Annotated in this window: 15 protein-coding genes; 9 read left to right on the top strand and 6 right to left on the bottom strand. The window is 62.7% G+C overall.

Annotation, left to right across the window (positions count from 1 at the left end; genetic code table 11):
* Positions 1-84 precede the first annotated feature (84 nt).
* From ppsA to QCL51_RS17075, 8 genes are all read left to right on the top strand, one after another.
* Positions 85-2,460 carry a phosphoenolpyruvate synthase gene (gene ppsA / locus QCL51_RS17110; protein ID WP_020193548.1) on the top strand — a complete coding sequence of 792 codons (2,376 nt, stop codon included), beginning with the start codon at positions 85-87 and terminating at the stop codon, positions 2,458-2,460.
* 102 nt (positions 2,461-2,562) lie between these two features.
* Positions 2,563-3,555, top strand: coding sequence for an alpha/beta fold hydrolase (locus QCL51_RS17105; RefSeq protein ID WP_031322849.1), 993 nt, complete (start codon positions 2,563-2,565; stop codon positions 3,553-3,555).
* Between the two features lie 205 nt (positions 3,556-3,760).
* A complete protein-coding gene (gene rraA, locus QCL51_RS17100; protein ID WP_021785500.1) occupies positions 3,761-4,252 on the top strand; it encodes a ribonuclease E activity regulator RraA in 492 nt (163 codons plus the stop codon).
* Positions 4,253-4,279: 27 nt separating this feature from the next.
* A complete protein-coding gene (locus QCL51_RS17095) occupies positions 4,280-5,275 on the top strand; it encodes a zinc transporter ZntB (protein ID WP_021785499.1) in 996 nt (331 codons plus the stop codon).
* Positions 5,276-5,362: 87 nt separating this feature from the next.
* Positions 5,363-5,635, top strand: a complete 273-nt coding sequence (locus QCL51_RS17090; protein ID WP_028697557.1) for a hypothetical protein — start codon at positions 5,363-5,365, stop codon at positions 5,633-5,635.
* 2 nt (positions 5,636-5,637) lie between these two features.
* Positions 5,638-6,462, top strand: coding sequence for a mechanosensitive ion channel domain-containing protein (locus tag QCL51_RS17085; RefSeq protein ID WP_003248659.1), 825 nt, complete (start codon positions 5,638-5,640; stop codon positions 6,460-6,462).
* A gap of 113 nt (positions 6,463-6,575) precedes the next feature.
* Entirely contained in the window at positions 6,576-7,142 is a 567-nt protein-coding gene (gene sigX / locus QCL51_RS17080; protein ID WP_003248665.1) for an RNA polymerase sigma factor SigX, read from the top strand.
* 111 nt (positions 7,143-7,253) lie between these two features.
* Positions 7,254-8,288: an OmpA family protein gene (locus QCL51_RS17075; RefSeq protein ID WP_003248667.1), complete on the top strand. Its 1,035-nt coding sequence runs from the start codon at positions 7,254-7,256 to the stop codon at positions 8,286-8,288.
* An 86-nt stretch (positions 8,289-8,374) separates the two neighbouring features.
* On the opposite strand, the gene cobA is transcribed toward QCL51_RS17075, so the two are convergent.
* The 5 genes from cobA to QCL51_RS17050 all read right to left on the bottom strand — a co-directional run bounded on the left by cobA (position 8,375) and on the right by QCL51_RS17050 (position 14,463).
* A complete protein-coding gene (gene cobA / locus QCL51_RS17070) occupies positions 8,375-9,115 on the bottom strand; it encodes a uroporphyrinogen-III C-methyltransferase (RefSeq protein ID WP_021785497.1) in 741 nt (246 codons plus the stop codon).
* 27 nt (positions 9,116-9,142) lie between these two features.
* The gene (locus tag QCL51_RS17065; protein ID WP_021785496.1) at positions 9,143-10,813 is read right to left on the bottom strand and encodes a bifunctional protein-serine/threonine kinase/phosphatase; all 1,671 of its coding nucleotides are present in this window, start codon (positions 10,811-10,813) and stop codon (positions 9,143-9,145) included.
* Positions 10,814-10,822: 9 nt separating this feature from the next.
* On the bottom strand, positions 10,823-12,034 hold the full coding sequence (locus QCL51_RS17060) for a nitrate/nitrite transporter (RefSeq protein ID WP_021785495.1): 1,212 nt from the start codon (positions 12,032-12,034) through the stop codon (positions 10,823-10,825).
* 623 nt (positions 12,035-12,657) lie between these two features.
* Positions 12,658-13,233, bottom strand: a complete 576-nt coding sequence (locus tag QCL51_RS17055) for an ANTAR domain-containing protein (RefSeq protein WP_003248677.1) — start codon at positions 13,231-13,233, stop codon at positions 12,658-12,660.
* 15 nt (positions 13,234-13,248) lie between these two features.
* On the bottom strand, positions 13,249-14,463 hold the full coding sequence (locus QCL51_RS17050) for a CmpA/NrtA family ABC transporter substrate-binding protein (protein WP_021785462.1): 1,215 nt from the start codon (positions 14,461-14,463) through the stop codon (positions 13,249-13,251).
* A 137-nt stretch (positions 14,464-14,600) separates the two neighbouring features.
* Here QCL51_RS17050 and QCL51_RS17045 point away from each other — a divergent pair, with 137 nt between their 5' ends.
* Entirely contained in the window at positions 14,601-15,623 is a 1,023-nt protein-coding gene (locus QCL51_RS17045; RefSeq protein ID WP_021785461.1) for a quinone-dependent dihydroorotate dehydrogenase, read from the top strand.
* Positions 15,624-15,764: 141 nt separating this feature from the next.
* Here the strand turns inward: QCL51_RS17045 and QCL51_RS17040 are convergent, their stop codons facing one another.
* Positions 15,765-15,980: a ribosome modulation factor gene (locus QCL51_RS17040; RefSeq protein ID WP_003248687.1), complete on the bottom strand. Its 216-nt coding sequence runs from the start codon at positions 15,978-15,980 to the stop codon at positions 15,765-15,767.
* Between the last annotated feature and the right edge of the window lie 236 nt (positions 15,981-16,216).

Raw genomic sequence — 16,216 nt, 5'->3', positions numbered from 1 at the left:
ACAGGCCACAAACGCCCGGCCAAGTCAAAGAAGACAGGCGGGCGCCTTTTGAGCTTTTCCAACACAGTTAGTGGAGAGATCACCTTGGTAGAGTACGTAGTTTCCCTCGATAAGCTCGGCGTCCATGATGTGGAGCATGTGGGGGGCAAGAACGCATCCCTGGGCGAGATGATCAGCAACCTTGCCGGTGCTGGTGTATCGGTGCCGGGCGGCTTTGCCACTACGGCGCAGGCGTACCGCGATTTTCTCGAACAGAGTGGTCTGAACGACAGGATTCACGCTGCGCTCGACGCGCTGGACGTGGACGACATCAATGCCCTGACCAAGACCGGCGCGCAGATTCGCCAGTGGGTCATGGAGGCCGAATTCCCGCCACGACTGGATTCGGAAATCCGTACGGCCTTCGCCGAAATGGCCGCCGGCAACGACAACATGGCCGTTGCCGTGCGTTCCTCGGCCACTGCCGAGGACCTGCCGGACGCCTCCTTCGCCGGCCAGCAGGAAACCTTCCTCAACATCCGCGGCGTCGATAACGTGATCCGCGCGGCCAAGGAAGTGTTCGCGTCGCTGTTCAACGACCGCGCCATCGCCTACCGCGTGCACCAGGGCTTCGATCACAAGCTGGTAGCCCTGTCTGCCGGTGTGCAGCGCATGGTCCGCTCCGAAACCGGCACCGCCGGTGTCATGTTCACCCTCGACACCGAGTCGGGCTTCCGCGATGTGGTATTCATCACTGGCGCCTATGGCCTGGGCGAAACCGTGGTGCAGGGTGCGGTCAACCCTGACGAATTCTACGTGCACAAGAACACCCTGCAGGCCGGGCGCCCGGCCATCCTGCGCCGCAATCTGGGCAGCAAGGCGATCAAGATGGTCTATGGCGACGAAGCCAAGGCCGGCCGTTCGGTCAAGACCGTCGAAGTCGACCGCGCCGAGCGTGCTCGCTTCTGCCTGACCGATGCCGAGGTCAGCGAGCTGGCCAAGCAGGCCATGATCATCGAGCAGCACTACCAGCGCCCGATGGACATCGAGTGGGCCAAGGACGGTGACGACGGCAAGCTGTACATCGTCCAGGCTCGCCCTGAAACGGTGAAGAGCCGTTCCAGCGCCAACGTCATGGAACGCTACCTGCTCAAAGAGAAAGGCACCGTGCTGGTCGAAGGCCGTGCCATTGGCCAGCGTATCGGCGCCGGCAAGGTTCGTGTCATCAACGACGTATCGGAAATGGACAAGGTCCAGCCGGGCGACGTGCTGGTCTCCGACATGACCGACCCTGACTGGGAGCCGGTGATGAAGCGCGCCAGCGCCATCGTCACCAACCGCGGTGGCCGTACCTGCCACGCGGCGATCATCGCCCGTGAGCTGGGTATCCCGGCGGTTGTCGGTTGCGGCAACGCTACCCAGGTACTGAAAGACGGCCAGGGCGTGACCGTTTCCTGTGCCGAAGGCGATACCGGCTTCATCTTCGAAGGCGAACTGGGCTTTGACATCAAGCAGAACTCGGTCGATGCCATGCCGGAACTGCCGTTCAAGATCATGATGAACGTCGGCAACCCGGACCGCGCCTTCGACTTCGCCCAGCTGCCCAACGCCGGTGTCGGTCTGGCACGCCTGGAGTTCATCATCAACCGCATGATCGGCGTGCACCCCAAGGCGCTGCTGAACTATGCGGGCCTGCCTGCAGACCTGAAAGAAAGCGTCGACAAGCGCATTGCCGGCTACAACGATCCGGTCGGCTTCTACGTCGAGAAGCTGGTAGAAGGCATCAGCACCCTGGCGGCGGCCTTCTACCCGAAAAAGGTCATCGTGCGCCTGTCGGACTTCAAGTCCAACGAGTACGCCAACCTGATCGGCGGCAAGCTGTACGAGCCGGAAGAAGAAAACCCGATGCTGGGCTTCCGCGGTGCTTCGCGTTACATCAGCGAATCGTTCCGTGACTGCTTCGAGCTCGAGTGCCGTGCACTGAAGCGTGTGCGCAACGAGATGGGCCTGACCAACGTCGAGATCATGGTGCCGTTCGTGCGCACCTTGGGAGAAGCCAGCCAGGTTGTCGACCTGCTCGCCGAAAATGGCCTGGCCCGCGGCGACAACGGCCTGCGCGTGATCATGATGTGCGAACTGCCGTCCAACGCCATCCTCGCCGAAGAGTTCCTGGAATACTTCGACGGCTTCTCGATCGGCTCCAACGACCTGACCCAGTTGACCCTGGGCCTGGACCGTGACTCGGGCATCATTGCCCACCTGTTCGACGAGCGAAATCCTGCGGTGAAGAAGCTGCTGGCCAACGCCATTGCCGCGTGCAACAAGGCCGGCAAGTACATCGGTATCTGCGGCCAAGGCCCTTCGGACCATCCGGACCTTGCCAAGTGGCTGATGGAACAGGGCATCGAAAGTGTGTCGCTGAACCCGGACTCGGTACTCGAAACCTGGTTCTTCCTCGCCGAAGGCCAAGGCGCGGCCTGATGCAGTGAAACGCGGGAGGACGTCTGGCGTCCTCCTGCCTGGTTTTTTCCAGGGCGAGCTCCAGCAATGGATCCCGCCCTTTTTTGTGCACCAAGCAACCTTATGCAAAGCAGCAGCACTTTATTCCCCGTGGCCCTGCTCAGTGCCGAGCGCCGCGGCGATCTCAGCGAAGACGTGTATCGGATCAAGGCCGGTAATGGCCCGGACCCCAGCGTCGAGATCGCCATCACCCGTCTGGGGCTGGCCGATCAGGCCCAGGCCCAAGGCGTGCCGGTCATTCTCCTGCATGGCAGTTTCTCCAATCGGCGCTTCTGGTATTCGCCCAAAGGGGTTGGCCTGGGCGCCTATCTTGCGCGCGCCGGTTTCGATGTATGGATCCCGGAAATGCGTGGCCATGGCCTGTCGCCGCGTAACCTGGACTGGAAGCACAACAGCGTTGCCGCCTACGCCCGTGATGACCTGCCGTTGATCAACGCGTTCGTGCGCGAGCAGTCGGGCCAGGCGCCGCACTGGGCCGGCCATTCCCTGGGTGGCACCACCCTGGTAGCAGCGCTGGGGGGTGGTTTCCTGGCCGCCGAGCAGGTGGCCAGCGTGGCGCTGTTCGGCACCCAGATCAGCCGTGTCTATTGGCCGTTGAAAGTGCCACCGCTGGCTTGGGGTGCCAAGCTCGTGCTCAAGCGTTGGGGACAGATATCCGGGCCACGCTTCAAGCGTGGGCCTGAAGACGAGCCGATAGGCCTGGCCCTGGAGAGCATGCGCTGGCACGGCCTGTTCGGGCGCTTTGGCGACAAGAAGCACGATTGGTGGGCGGGGCTGGCAGAGGTGGATGTGCCGCTGCTGGCGGTGGCCGGCGCTGGGGACTTCCAGGATCCGGTGTGGGCCTGTCGCAAGCTGTTCGAGCAGTTGGGCGGCGAGCGCAAGCAGTTCCTGCGGCTGGGTCGTGAAGAAGGTTTCGAGGCCTTCGGGCATGTCGACATGCTGGTGAGCAAGGCCGCGCAGGTGCAGGTGTGGCCGCTGGTGGAGCGCTGGCTGCGCAACCCGCTGCTGCCGGTGCATGCGTCCACTGTCGTTGCGGAACCTGTGCCTGCCAGCTGAGTTTGCTGTACCTGTCATGGCCTCTTCGCGGGTGAACCCGCTCCTACACCGGATAACGGCGCGTTCCTGTGCAGGAACGGGTCACGCGTGGAAGGGCCGAGACAGGATGAATACAAATGACTGCCCGGTCCCGGATGACTGCGACAGCCTCCAAGGTGTAGCCTTGGCCGATACCCGCTTTCGTTGTGACTGACAGGAGCTTCCCATGCAGCATTACGTAACGCCCGACCTGTGTGACGCCTACCCGGACCTGGTACAAGTGCTGGAGCCGATGTTCAGCAATTTCGGTGGCCGCGATTCGTTCGGTGGCCAGATCGTCACCATCAAGTGTTTCGAGGACAATTCGCTGGTCAAGGAGCAGGTTGAACTCGACGGCAAGGGCAAAGTACTGGTGGTCGATGGCGGGGGGTCGCTGCGGCGTGCGCTACTTGGCGACATGCTCGCCGAAAAAGCCGCAAAAAACGGTTGGGAAGGCTTGGTGATCTACGGCTGTGTGCGTGATGTCGATGTGTTGATCCAGACCGATGTCGGCGTGCAGGCCCTGGCCAGTCACCCGATGAAGACTGACAAGCGCGGTATCGGCGATCTCAACGTTGCGGTGACCTTCGCCGGGGTAACCTTCCGCCCGGGCGAGTATGTATATGCCGACAACAATGGCGTGCTGGTTTCGCCGAGCCCGCTGAAAATGCCGGAGTAATGCGCCGCGCGCGCTGATGGAGCTTGGATGTTAGAGGAAGACAACGCGCAGTGGGGGCTGGTGCATGCCCTGGTGCTCGATGGCAAAGGCGGCGCGCGCTCGATTGCCCGTACCGAACTGGATGACCTGCAGCTGCAACCGGAGCAAAGCCTGTGGCTGCACTGGGACCGCAGCCATCCGCAAACCCGTACCTGGCTGTTGCACGACAGCGGCCTGAGCGAGTTCGCCTGCGAACTGCTGCTGGAAGAAAACACCCGGCCGCGCCTGCTGCCCTTGGCGGACGAACAGCTGTTGCTGTTCCTGCGGGGGGTCAACCTCAATCCGGGCGCCGAGCCCGAAGACATGGTTTCGGTACGCATTTTCGCCGAGGCGCAGCGGGTTATCTCGTTGCGCCTGAGGCCTTTGCGCGCCAGCGATGAAATTCTCCAGCTGCTGGAACAGGGCAGGGGACCGAAATCGGCCTCAGAGCTGTTGCTGTTGATGGGCGAACTGCTGACCGAAAAGGTCCAGGGCCTGGTCAGCGACCTGGCCGAGCTGGTCGACCTGGAGGAAGAAAAGGTCGAATCCGACGAGCGGTATACCCCGGAGCAGGGCAGCCTGCAGCAGATCCGCCGCCGTGCCGCTGGCTTGCGCCGCTTTCTCGCCCCGCAACGGGAAATCTACGCGCAGTTGTCGCGCAGTAAATGGAGCTGGTTCGCCAATGCCGACGCCGATTACTGGAATGAACTCAACAACAGCCTGATCCGCTACCTCGAAGAGCTGGAACTGGCCCGTGAACGCGCTGCGCTGGTGCTGGAAAGCGAAGACCGGCGGCGCAGCGAGCGGATGAACCGCACCATGTACCGCTTTGGCATCATTACCTGCATCTTCCTGCCCATGAGCTTTGTCACCGGGCTGCTGGGCATCAATGTCGGCGGCATCCCCGGGGCGGAAAACCCTCTGGGCTTCCTGTTCGCCTGCATTGTCGTGCTGGGGTTGGCCGTGGGGCAGTGGTGGCTGTTCCGGCGGTTGCGGTGGGTATAGCTGTGCAATTTGAAACATTCGTCCCAACGGGATGTGTGACCCGTTGCCCGGCCATCTCGTCTCTTGCTGACACTGCGCGAGGTGCCCATGCACGATCCGTTTGAAGAATCCCTGCGTGACCTGCTCAAGGCGTCACCCTCCGGCAATGACCGGGACGACCGGGACGACGCCGCTTGCCTGGGTCGCGTGCTGAAAACCGCCAACCGCCAGGTTGGCGCGGGTGATCTGTTCAGCCTGCTTGGTCGCTGGTGCCAGGCGCTGCTGATTGCCGTGAACAATGGCTCGGCGCACGTTGCGCCGGTGCGTCGACACTCTTCCCGCAACGCTGCCAGCGGCAGCAAAGCAGATAAGGCCGATTGAATATGGAACTCGATCTCTGGACCCAGAGCCTGGTCACCGCGATGACTGCCCTTTGGACCAAGGTAGCGAACTTCATCCCCAACCTGTTCGGCGCGCTGGTCGTGGTGCTGCTCGGTTTCGTGGTGGCCAAGCTGCTCGACACGCTGCTGTCCAAACTGTTGGCCAAATTTGGCCTGGACCGCCTGATGGCCGGCACCGGCCTCACCAAGATGCTCGGCCGGGGCGGTATCCAGGTGCCGATCTCGACCCTGATCGGCAAGATCGTCTACTGGTTCGTGCTGCTCATCTTCCTGGTCTCGGCTGCTGAATCGCTGGGCCTGGAGCGGGTTTCGGCGACCCTCGACATGCTCGCCCTGTACTTGCCCAAGGTGTTCGGCGCGGCCCTGGTGCTGCTGGCCGGCGTGCTGCTGGCGCAGGTGGCCAACGGCCTGGTGCGTGGCGCTGCCGAAGGTATCGGCCTGGAATACTCGGCGGGCCTGGGGCGTATCACCCAAGGCCTTGTGATCATCATCAGCATCTCGGTGGCCATCAGCCAGCTGGAAGTGAAAACCGACCTGCTGAACCACGTTATCGTTATCGGGCTGATTACCGTTGGTCTGGCTGTTGCCTTGGCCATGGGCCTTGGCAGTCGCGAAATCGCCGGGCAAATCCTGGCCGGCATATACGTGCGCGAGCTATACCAAGTGGGCCAGCAGGTGCGGATTGGAGAGGTCGAAGGGCATATCGAGGAAATCGGTACGGTGAAGACGACGCTGCTGACCGATGATGGCGAATTGGTGTCGCTGTCCAATCGCGAGCTGCTTGAACAGCGCGTCAATAGCCGCTAACCGCACAAAAGCTGTTAATGTATGCCGCCGCGAAATTCGACCCACGGGGTCGCGCGGCGACATTGACCTGACTGTCGGCCAGATCCGTTTTGAATAAAGTTCATTCGCCGCCCATGCGCTATGACCCCCGCGAGCTCACAGACGAAGAGTTGGTGGCGCGTTCGCATGAGGAGCTGTACCACGTTACCCGCGCCTATGAGGAGCTCATGCGGCGCTACCAGCGGACCCTGTTCAACGTCTGTGCGCGTTATCTGGGGAACGACCGTGACGCGGACGATGTCTGTCAGGAAGTGATGCTGAAAGTGCTGTACGGGCTGAAAAACTTCGAGGGTAAGTCGAAGTTCAAGACCTGGCTCTACAGCATCACCTACAACGAGTGCATTACCCAGTACCGCAAGGAGCGCCGCAAACGTCGGTTGATGGATGCCTTGAGTCTGGACCCTGTTGAAGAGGCGTCCGAAGACAAGGCTCCGAAACCGGAAGAAAAAGGCGGGCTGGATAAGTGGCTTGTGCATGTGAACCCGATTGACCGTGAAATTCTGGTGCTTCGTTTTGTCGCAGAGCTGGAGTTTCAGGAAATTGCCGACATCATGCACATGGGCCTGAGCGCCACGAAAATGCGATACAAGCGTGCGCTAGACAAGCTTCGGGAGAAATTTGCCGGCCTTGATGAAACTTAGTGGCGTGCAAATATCTCTAACGAACCGGTGAGTTCTGCTAGACTCGCCGTCGAGTTGTCCCTCTTGTTTGTGGTGGGACTGCTTAACTATCACCAGATGGGGATTTAACGGATGAAATTGAAAAACACCTTGGGCTTGGCCATTGGTTCGCTTGTAGCCGCCACTTCGATTGGCGCTATGGCACAAGGTCAAGGCGCCGTCGAGACTGAAATCTTCTACAAGAAAGAATTCTTCGACAGCCAGCGCGACTTCAAGAACGACGGCAACCTGTTCGGCGGCTCGATCGGTTACTTCCTGACCGACGACGTTGAGCTGCGTCTGGGCTACGACGAAGTACACAACGCTCGTGGCGAAGACGGCAAGAACATCAAGGGCTCGAACACTGCCCTGGACGCCGTTTACCACTTCAACAACCCGTACGACGCCATCCGTCCGTACGTTTCCGCTGGTTTCTCGCACCAGTCGCTGGGCCAGACCGGCCGTGGCGGTCGTGACCACTCCACCTTCGCCAACGTTGGCGCTGGCGCCAAGTGGTACATCACCGACATGTTCTATGCCCGTGCCGGCGTAGAAGCTCAGTACAACATCGACCAGGGCGACACCGAGTGGGCCCCGAGCGTTGGTGTTGGCCTGAACTTCGGCGGTAGCCCGAAGCAAGCTGAAGCTGCTCCTGCTCCAGTTGCTGAAGTCTGCTCCGACTCCGACAACGACGGCGTGTGCGACAACGTCGACAAGTGCCCAGACACCCCGGCCAACGTTACTGTTGACGCCGACGGCTGCCCGGCTGTTGCCGAAGTCGTTCGCGTTGAGCTGGACGTCAAGTTCGACTTCGACAAGTCGGTCGTCAAGCCTAACAGCTACGGCGACATCAAAAACCTGGCTGACTTCATGAAGCAGTACCCACAAACCACCACCGTGGTTGAAGGTCACACTGACTCCGTGGGTCCAGACGCTTACAACCAGAAGCTGTCCGAGCGTCGTGCCAACGCCGTCAAGCAAGTCCTGACCCAGCAGTACGGCGTAGAATCCAGCCGTGTTGACTCGGTTGGCTACGGCGAAACCCGTCCGGTTGCTGACAACGCCACCGAAGAAGGCCGTGCTATCAACCGTCGCGTTGAAGCTCAGGTAGAAGCCCAGGCCAAGTAATTGGTTTGAAGCTTCATGAAAAACCCGGCCTCGGCCGGGTTTTTCTTTGCCTGGGGTTTAACCGGCCTCGAAGGCTGCTCCTGCAGTCAGCCTGCGATTGCGATCCGCCCCACAGCCTGCTGCTCCCCAACCACCTCCCCAATCACCAAAATTGCCGGGCTACGCAAGCCAAACCCCCGTGCAGCTTCCACCATTCCCTGCACATCGCTTCTGCACTCCCGCTGTTGCGGCAGCGAGGCATTTTCGATCATCGCCACCGGCATTTCCGGCGCCATACCCCCCGCCAGCAATCCCTGGCGCACCTGTTCCAGCCGCGCCACCCCCATGTAGACCACCAGTGTTGTCCCGCCCTGAGCCAAGGCTGCCCAGTTCAGCTCGCTATCGTCCTGGGTGTGCGCCGTCACCAGCGTCACCCCTCGGCTCACGCCCCGTGAAGTCAGGGGGATCCCGCACTGCGTGGCCCCGGCCAGGCCGGCGGTGATGCCATTGATCACCTCCACTTCGATGCCATGGCCCTGCAGCCACAGTGCCTCCTCACCGCCACGGCCAAAGATGCAAGGGTCGCCGCCCTTGAGCCGCACCACGCAACGGCCCTGTCGCGCGTGGCGCAGCATCAGGCGCTGAATGAACGCTTGCGGTGTAGAGCGGCAGCCGCCGCGCTTGCCCACGGTCATTACGCGGGCCTGTGGGCAATGCTCGAGGACTGCCGGGTTGACGAGGTCGTCGACCATGACCACGGCGGCTTGCTGCAACGCACGCACTGCCTTGAGGGTGAGCAGTTCAGGGTCGCCAGGGCCGGCACCGACCAGCCATACTTTTGCATTCATCAGGGTTTCCTCATCGGCAAGGTGCGTTCAGCCCTTGAGCAGGGTGAACAGCAGTATCAGATTGATCAGCAATGACAACAGGGCCAGGGTGCGCCACACCTTCAGCGGCTCGCGTTCCAGCAGCGGCCGGGGCCGGCTGGGCAGTTCCTGGCGATCGCCGCGCTCGAGCAGCAGCAACCAGTGTTCGGCGGTTTCGAAGCGCTGCGCCGGGTCGCTCGCCACGGCCTGCAGCAGGTTGTGCTGGAGCCATTCCGGCAGGTCGGGTCGGTAGCGCGCGGCGTTGACCGGCTGGCCGAAGCGCGGGCGCTGGAAGGCCTCAACCTCGCCGTACGGGTAGTGTCCGGTCAGCAGGTGGTACAGGGTCACGCCTACTGCATACAAGTCCTGACGCGGGCTGGGCGCGTGGCCATCGAATGCTTCCGGGGCGATGTACGAGGGCGTGCCGGGTAGCTCGTGCAGCGGGTCTTCGGACAGGCCCGGGCAATAGGCCAGGCCGAAGTCCAGCAGGCGCAGCTGCCCATCGCGGCCCAGGTGCAGGTTGTCTGGCTTGATATCGCGGTGCAGCAAGTTGCGCCGATGCAGCACGCCTACTGCCTGCAGCAGTTGCCGGGCGACCTCCAGCCATTGCGGCAGGGGCAGCGGGCCTTGTTCGGCCAGCAACGCCGCCAGGTTTTGGCCGGGATATTCGCGCATCACGTAGTACAGGTGCTGGCGCTGACTGGCGGTGTGTAGCTCGGGGAAGTGCCGGCCGGCGATGCGGCGCAGAAACCACTCTTCCAGCAACAGCCCTTGTGCCGCCCCCGGTTCCTGTTCGCGTGCCGTGGGCAGGGTCTTGAGCAGCCAAGGCTGGTTCTGGCTATCGCGTACTTTGTACAGCAAGGACTGGCGGCTGTGCGCATGCAGTGTTTCGACCTGCCAGCCGTCGATCACCTGGCCCTCGCGCAGCAGGCCGGGCACAGGCCACTGTTGCAGTTGTGCCAGGGTATCGCCCAGGTTGGCCGTGCCCAGTTGCTCGACTTGCACCAGCAAGGCGCTGGCGTTGTCCTTGCTGCCATTGAGGTGGGCACTGGTGACCAGGGTGTCGGCGGCCAGTTGCAGGTCGGTTTGCTCGCGCAGCACGGCCTGGATGTGCTGTTCGCCCAGGCTGGCCCAGACCCCGTCGCTGAGCAGCAGAAAGCACTCGCCCGGTTGCAGCTCGCCCTCCAGGTAATCCACCAGCAGGTGCTGGTCCAGGCCCAGTGCCCGTTTCAGTACATGCTGCATGCCCGGTTGGTCCCATACATGGTCTTCGCTCAGGCATTGCAGGTTCCCCTCGTGCCAGCGGTACACCCGACAGTCGCCGACATGGGCCAGGGTAAAGCGCCTGCCGCGCAACACCAGCGCGCTAAGTGTGGTCAGCAACGGCTGGCCGCTGCCTTGGGCGCGCAACCAGCGGTTTTGCGCCAGCAGCAGGCGGTCGAGGGCCTGGGCCACGCTCCAGGTGGCCGGGGTGGCGTAGTAATCCAAGGCCAGGGCCTGCAGGCTGGCGCGCGCCGCCAGGCCGCCGTCGGCACATTGGCTGACGCCGTCGGCCAGGGCGAACAGGTAGCCTTTGCTGGCGGCCAGCTCTGGTGCCGGCGTGACCAGGCGCAGGGCGTCCTGGTTTTCCGCGCGAGGCCCGGTGGCGCTGGCCTGGGCGAAGCTCAGTTGCAGACTCATCGGCGTGCCTCAGACCCGCGCTGCAGTGACTGCAGTCGAGCCCCAGGTGGTGCGCCAGCGCTGTTTCACACCGTGCAGGCCGAACCAGGCCAGCAGGCCCAGGCTGGCGAACAGCCATAGCCCCAGCTGGTAATCGCCCGTGTGCTGCTTGATGGTGCCCAGCCCGGCCGCCAACAGGAAGCCGCCGATGCCACCGGCCATCCCGATCAGGCCGGTCATTACCCCGATCTCTTGGCGGAAGCGTTGTGGCACCAGTTGGAAGACTGCGCCATTGCCGGCCCCCAGGCCGAGCATGGCGCTGACGAACAGCGCCAGTGCGGCCGCGGCAGAGGGCAGGTTGAAACCGACTGCGGCAATGCAGATGGCGGCCACGCTGTACATGCCCAGGAGGGTGCGGATGCCGCCAAAACGGTCAGCCAGGGCGCCGCCGAGCGGGCGCATCAGGCTGCCGGCGAACACGCAAGCGGCGGTGTAGTAGCCGGCGGTAACCGGGTTCAGGCCGTATTGGTCGCTGAAGTAGCCGGGCAGGGCGCTGGCCAGGCCGATGAAGCCGCCGAAGGTAACGCTGTAGAAGAACATGAACCACCAGCTGTCACGGTCGCCCAGTGCCTTGAGGTAGTCGGCCATGGCTTTCGGCTTGGGCCGTTGCGGAGCATTGCGCGCCAGCAGTGCGAACACCACCAGGGCCAGTGACAGCGGGATCAGGGCAAAGCCGAATACATTGTTCCAGCCAAAGCCTGCTGCCAGTGCCGGTGCCAGCAAGGCTGCGAACACCGTGCCGGAGTTGCCGGCGCCGGCGATGCCCATGGCCTTGCCTTGGTGCTGTGGCGGGTACCACTGCGAAGCCAGCGGCAGCGAGACGGCGAAGGACGCACCGGCAAAGCCCAGGAATACACCTAGCAGCAGTGCCTGTTCATAGCTGTGCACGCCAAGGTACCAGGCTGCAGCCAGGGCGAGGATAACCACCACCTGGCCGATCAGGCCGGCAGTCTTGGGCGACAGGCGATCGACCAGAACGCCCATGGCAAAACGCAGGAGCGCCCCGGCCAGGATCGGTGTGGCGACCATCAGGCCCCGTTGTTGTGCGCTCAGTTGCAGGTCGGCAGCAATCTGCACCGCCAGCGGGCCCAGCAGGTACCAGACCATGAAGCTGAGGTCGAAGTACAGAAACGCGGCGAACAGCGTGGGCACATGCCCGGATTTCCAGAAGCTGGTACTCATCGAACACCTCACTCGGTAGTGCAACGGAACGAAAAAGACGCCGCTACCCGCTCCACGGGCGTGGAGGGGAGAGCGACGTCTTTGTCGGGATTCAAGTGGGGTAACCGCCGTTGGCTACCGGTGAGATTTGTTCAGCAAGAGATGGGCCAACTGTTGGTAGGGTTTGTCTTAAGGTCTTCAGCGCCTGTTAAATCGAGCGCCGCCCGCGCGGCGCATCGCGAGCTGCGCTCGCTCCTACGTTTGTTTTTGGCCAGTAACGCCTGTTACAGGCGCGCGCGACCGCCTTGTTTGTACGGTGCGATCTTGCGCCATACGCCAAAGCGTTCGCGCGCAAATGGCACAGAAATAATTGGCCCGAAACAAACGTAGGAGCGAGCGCAGCTCGCGATGCGCCGCGCGGGCGGCGCTCGATCTGCGTTTGTTTTTGGCCAGTAACGCCTGTTACAGGCGCGCGCGACCGCCTTGTTTGTACGGTGCGATCTTGCGCCATACGCCAAAGCGTTCGCGCGCAAATGGCACAGAAATAATTGGCCCGAAACAAGCGTAGGAGCGAGCGCAGCTCGCGATGCGCCGCGCGGGCGGCGCTCGATCTGCCAGGCGCCAAAAATCTCACGCCCAGCGCATCAGCCGAGCATCTCATGCATGGCAATGATCTGTTCGGCCACCTGGATCAGCTTCTGCTGCCGGCTCATGGCCTGGCGACGCATGAGGGTATAGGCCTGCTCTTCGTTGCAATCCTTCATCTTCATCAGCAAACCCTTGGCCTGCTCGATGCGCTTGCGTTCGGCCAATTGCTGGTCGCGCGCAAGCAACTGCGCCTTGAGTGCCTGGTCGCTTTCGAAGCGGGCCATGGCCACATCCAGGATCGGCTGCAGCCGCGCAGCATGGATGCCCTCGACAATATAGGCGCTGACCCCTGCCTGAATGGCCTGGCGCATCATCCCGGGGTCGTGCTCGTCGGTGAACAACACGATGGGCCGCGGCTGGTCACGGCTGACCAGCACTACCTGTTCCATCACGTCACGGTCTGGTGAGTCGGTATCGATCAGCACTACGTCCGGGCGCACCGTTTCGACGCAGGCGGGCAGGTCGATGGTCAGGTCCGGGGCTTCAATGATTTCGAAGCCGGCCTCACTCAATGCCGCCCGGAGACGACCTAGCTTGCTCTGGGTGTCGTCGATCAGCAGGATGCGCAACATGTTCGTCCTCCCCCCTCACACGCCGACACGGGCATCGGGCAGGTCGCCCAAGGCATGCAAGCTGAAACTTCGGGCATAGCCGAAGGGGTCGCTGCCGTCCCAGCGGGAGCCATCGATCAGCAGGCTGCTGCGCATCGGCTGGCCCGGGCAAGCGATGCCCAGGCTCTGTGCGGCCTCGCTGTACAGCTGCAGTTGCTGGACCTGCCGGGCCACGCCGAGGTAGTCGGGGTCTTCGCGCAGCAGGCCCCAACGGCGGAACTGGGTCATGAACCACATACCGTCGGACAGATAGGGCAAGTTGGCCCGCCCTTGGTCGAACAGGCGCAGGGCATGCGGGTCTTGCCATTGGTTGCCCAGGCCGTCCTCATAGTGGCCGAGCAGGCGAGGGGCTATGCTGTCCAGCGGGGTGTCCAGGTAGGCGCTTGCGCTCAGCAGTTGCGCGGTGCTGCGGCGGTTTTCCGGGCTTTGCTCGATGAACCGGCTGGCGGTGAGGATCGCCTTGATCAGCGCGCGGGCGCTGTTGGGGTATTGCTCGGTAAAGGCGCGCGCGCAGGCCAGGACCTTTTCCGGGTGATCCGGCCAGATCGACTGGCTGGTGGCCAGGGTGAAGCCTTGGCCTTTGGCCACGGCGTCGGCGGCCCAGGGTTCACCGACGCAGAAGCCGTCAATGCGCCCGGCCTGGAGGTGTGCAGCCATTTGCGCCGGTGGCACCACGACGCTGTCGACGTCGCGCAGCGGGTGGATGCCCTGGCTGGCCAGCCAGTAATACAGCCACATGGCGTGGGTGCCAGTGGGGAATGTCTGGGCGAACGTCAGGCGTGCGCCATGCTGGTGCACCAGGCGCGCCAGCGCCTCAGGGTTGGTCACGCCCTTGCGCTGCAGGGCAGGGGACAGGTTGATAGCCTGGGCGTTCTGGTTCAGCCCCATGAGCACGGCCATGTCGCTGGCAGGTACGCCGCCAATGCCCAGGTGCACGGCGTAGACCAGGCCATACAGGCAATGCGCGGCGTCCAGCTCGCCGCTGACCAGCTTGTCGCGTAGCCCGGCCCACGAGCCCTGGCGCTTGAGGTTGAGGGTAAGGCCGTGCTGCTGGGCGAAGCCCTGGGTGGCGGCGACCACCACCGAAGCGCAGTCGGTCAGGGCCATGTAGCCGATGTTCAGGCTGGTTTTTTCCGGCGCATCGCTGCCGTTGACCCAGGCCAGGGGCGTTGCTCGGGGTACAGTGTTCACAAGAGTCCTCGCCCTTACTGATAAGGCTGTGGGCTGAACGGGTGCAACCGATGTGCCAAGCGCTCCACGATTTGCTGTCCTGTCAGCCCCTCGCTGGCTATAATCGCCCCCTCACTCACCCTGAGCCTTGCCCGCCCATGTATACCCTGGCCCGCCAGCTGCTGTTCAAGCTTTCCCCGGAAACTTCCCACGACCTGTCCCTGGACCTGATCGGCGCCGGTGGCCGTATGGGCCTCAACGGCATGCTGTGCAAGCAACCGGCGTCATTGCCGGTTTCGGTCATGGGCTTGAACTTCGCCAACCCGGTGGGCCTGGCTGCTGGCCTTGACAAGAACGGCGCGGCCATCGACGGCTTCGCCCAGTTGGGCTTCGGGTTTGTCGAAATCGGCACTGTCACCCCGCGTCCGCAGCCAGGCAACCCCAAGCCGCGGTTGTTCCGCCTGCCGGAAGCCACGGCCATCATCAATCGCATGGGCTTCAACAACCTGGGCGTTGATCACCTGCTCGAGCGCGTACGCGCGTCGCGCTACAAGGGGGTGCTGGGCATCAACATCGGCAAGAACTTCGACACACCGGTCGAGCGTGCCGTCGATGACTACCTGATCTGCCTGGACAAGGTCTACACTGCCGCCAGCTACATCACGGTCAATGTCAGCTCGCCGAATACCCCGGGCCTGCGCAGCCTGCAGTTTGGGGACTCGCTCAAGCAGTTGCTCGACGCCCTGGCCGAGCGCCGCGAGCAACTGGCCGGCACACACGGCAAGCGCGTGCCGCTGGCAATCAAGATTGCGCCGGACATGAGCGACGAAGAAACGGCGCTGGTGGCCGCCGCGCTGATGGAGTCGGGCATGGATGCGGTGATCGCCACCAACACCACGCTGGGCCGTGAAGGTGTCGAAGCATTGCCATACGGTGGCGAGGCGGGCGGCCTGTCGGGCGCGCCGGTGCTGGAAAAGAGCACCCATATCGTCAAGGTGCTGGCAGGTGAGCTGGGCGGCAAGTTGCCGATCATCGCCGCCGGTGGCATTACCGAAGGCCGCCATGCTGCTGAAAAGATCGCGGCCGGGGCGAGCCTGGTGCAGATTTACTCGGGCTTCATTTACAAGGGGCCGGCGCTGATTCGCGAAGCGGTGGATGCTATCGCGGCAATGCCGCGCTGATCTGACAGGCCCATTCGAGGGGCGTGGGTACGGCTGATGAGGTTTGCCAAGGCATAAAAAAGGGCCCCTTCAAGGGGCCCCTGGGCCTTCGCCCGCCGCCCGGATGGGGCGTGCATGGTAAATCGAATTCAGTGTCCTCGTTCAGCCAACGGCGTGATTTTCGTTGAGTCTATGGATGCCAGCGGTGCCAGTCATTCCGTCCCAGTTATCACCGCGACCTTCACGCCAGCCGTTGATCCAGGCTTGGCGAACAGAAGGAAGATTGAAGGGGCAAAGTTCGCGGGATTTGCCGGTGACCCCGTATTGGTAACCACGTGAATATGCTCTTTCCAACGGATCACGCTTAAGTCTTCTCATAGGGTGTTGCCCTCACTTGTTGACTGTAATGTCCCGTCGGCCTCTCCGAGGCCGGGCAGAGTCGTTCTGCCGGTTTGCGCTCGCTGCCGGCGTGGCGAGCTGAAAGTGCCGCCTCGTTGCGAAGTGGCCTGAGACCAGTTCTATCGAATGCGAGTCACGGTGTGAATGACCGTTTTGTCATAAGCACGTAACCTTTCCAAGGGTCAGGGGATAAGTAAATAAATGCGACTCAACCT

This window comes from Pseudomonas sp. LTR0, from assembly GCF_036630035.1.
Lineage (GTDB): Bacteria > Pseudomonadota > Gammaproteobacteria > Pseudomonadales > Pseudomonadaceae > Aquipseudomonas > Aquipseudomonas putida_Y.
Note: the sequence above shows the minus strand (reverse complement) of the source record. Positions and strands in the feature narration are given on the sequence as shown.

What these genes read in the sequence shown, in the direction of transcription:
- rraA (WP_021785500.1), top strand. Translation starts at nt 3,761, where the DNA reads ATGCAGCATTACGTAACGCCCGACCTGTGTGACGCCTACCCGGACCTG.
- QCL51_RS17075 (WP_003248667.1), top strand. Translation starts at nt 7,254, where the DNA reads ATGAAATTGAAAAACACCTTGGGCTTGGCCATTGGTTCGCTTGTAGCC.
- QCL51_RS17055 (WP_003248677.1), bottom strand. Translation starts at nt 13,233, where the DNA reads ATGTTGCGCATCCTGCTGATCGACGACACCCAGAGCAAGCTAGGTCGT.
- cobA (WP_021785497.1), bottom strand. Translation starts at nt 9,115, where the DNA reads ATGAATGCAAAAGTATGGCTGGTCGGTGCCGGCCCTGGCGACCCTGAA.
- QCL51_RS17060 (WP_021785495.1), bottom strand. Translation starts at nt 12,034, where the DNA reads ATGAGTACCAGCTTCTGGAAATCCGGGCATGTGCCCACGCTGTTCGCC.
- QCL51_RS17045 (WP_021785461.1), top strand. Translation starts at nt 14,601, where the DNA reads ATGTATACCCTGGCCCGCCAGCTGCTGTTCAAGCTTTCCCCGGAAACT.
- QCL51_RS17090 (WP_028697557.1), top strand. Translation starts at nt 5,363, where the DNA reads ATGCACGATCCGTTTGAAGAATCCCTGCGTGACCTGCTCAAGGCGTCA.
- QCL51_RS17095 (WP_021785499.1), top strand. Translation starts at nt 4,280, where the DNA reads ATGTTAGAGGAAGACAACGCGCAGTGGGGGCTGGTGCATGCCCTGGTG.
- QCL51_RS17065 (WP_021785496.1), bottom strand. Translation starts at nt 10,813, where the DNA reads ATGAGTCTGCAACTGAGCTTCGCCCAGGCCAGCGCCACCGGGCCTCGC.
- sigX (WP_003248665.1), top strand. Translation starts at nt 6,576, where the DNA reads ATGCGCTATGACCCCCGCGAGCTCACAGACGAAGAGTTGGTGGCGCGT.
- QCL51_RS17105 (WP_031322849.1), top strand. Translation starts at nt 2,563, where the DNA reads ATGCAAAGCAGCAGCACTTTATTCCCCGTGGCCCTGCTCAGTGCCGAG.
- QCL51_RS17040 (WP_003248687.1), bottom strand. Translation starts at nt 15,980, where the DNA reads ATGAGAAGACTTAAGCGTGATCCGTTGGAAAGAGCATATTCACGTGGT.
- QCL51_RS17085 (WP_003248659.1), top strand. Translation starts at nt 5,638, where the DNA reads ATGGAACTCGATCTCTGGACCCAGAGCCTGGTCACCGCGATGACTGCC.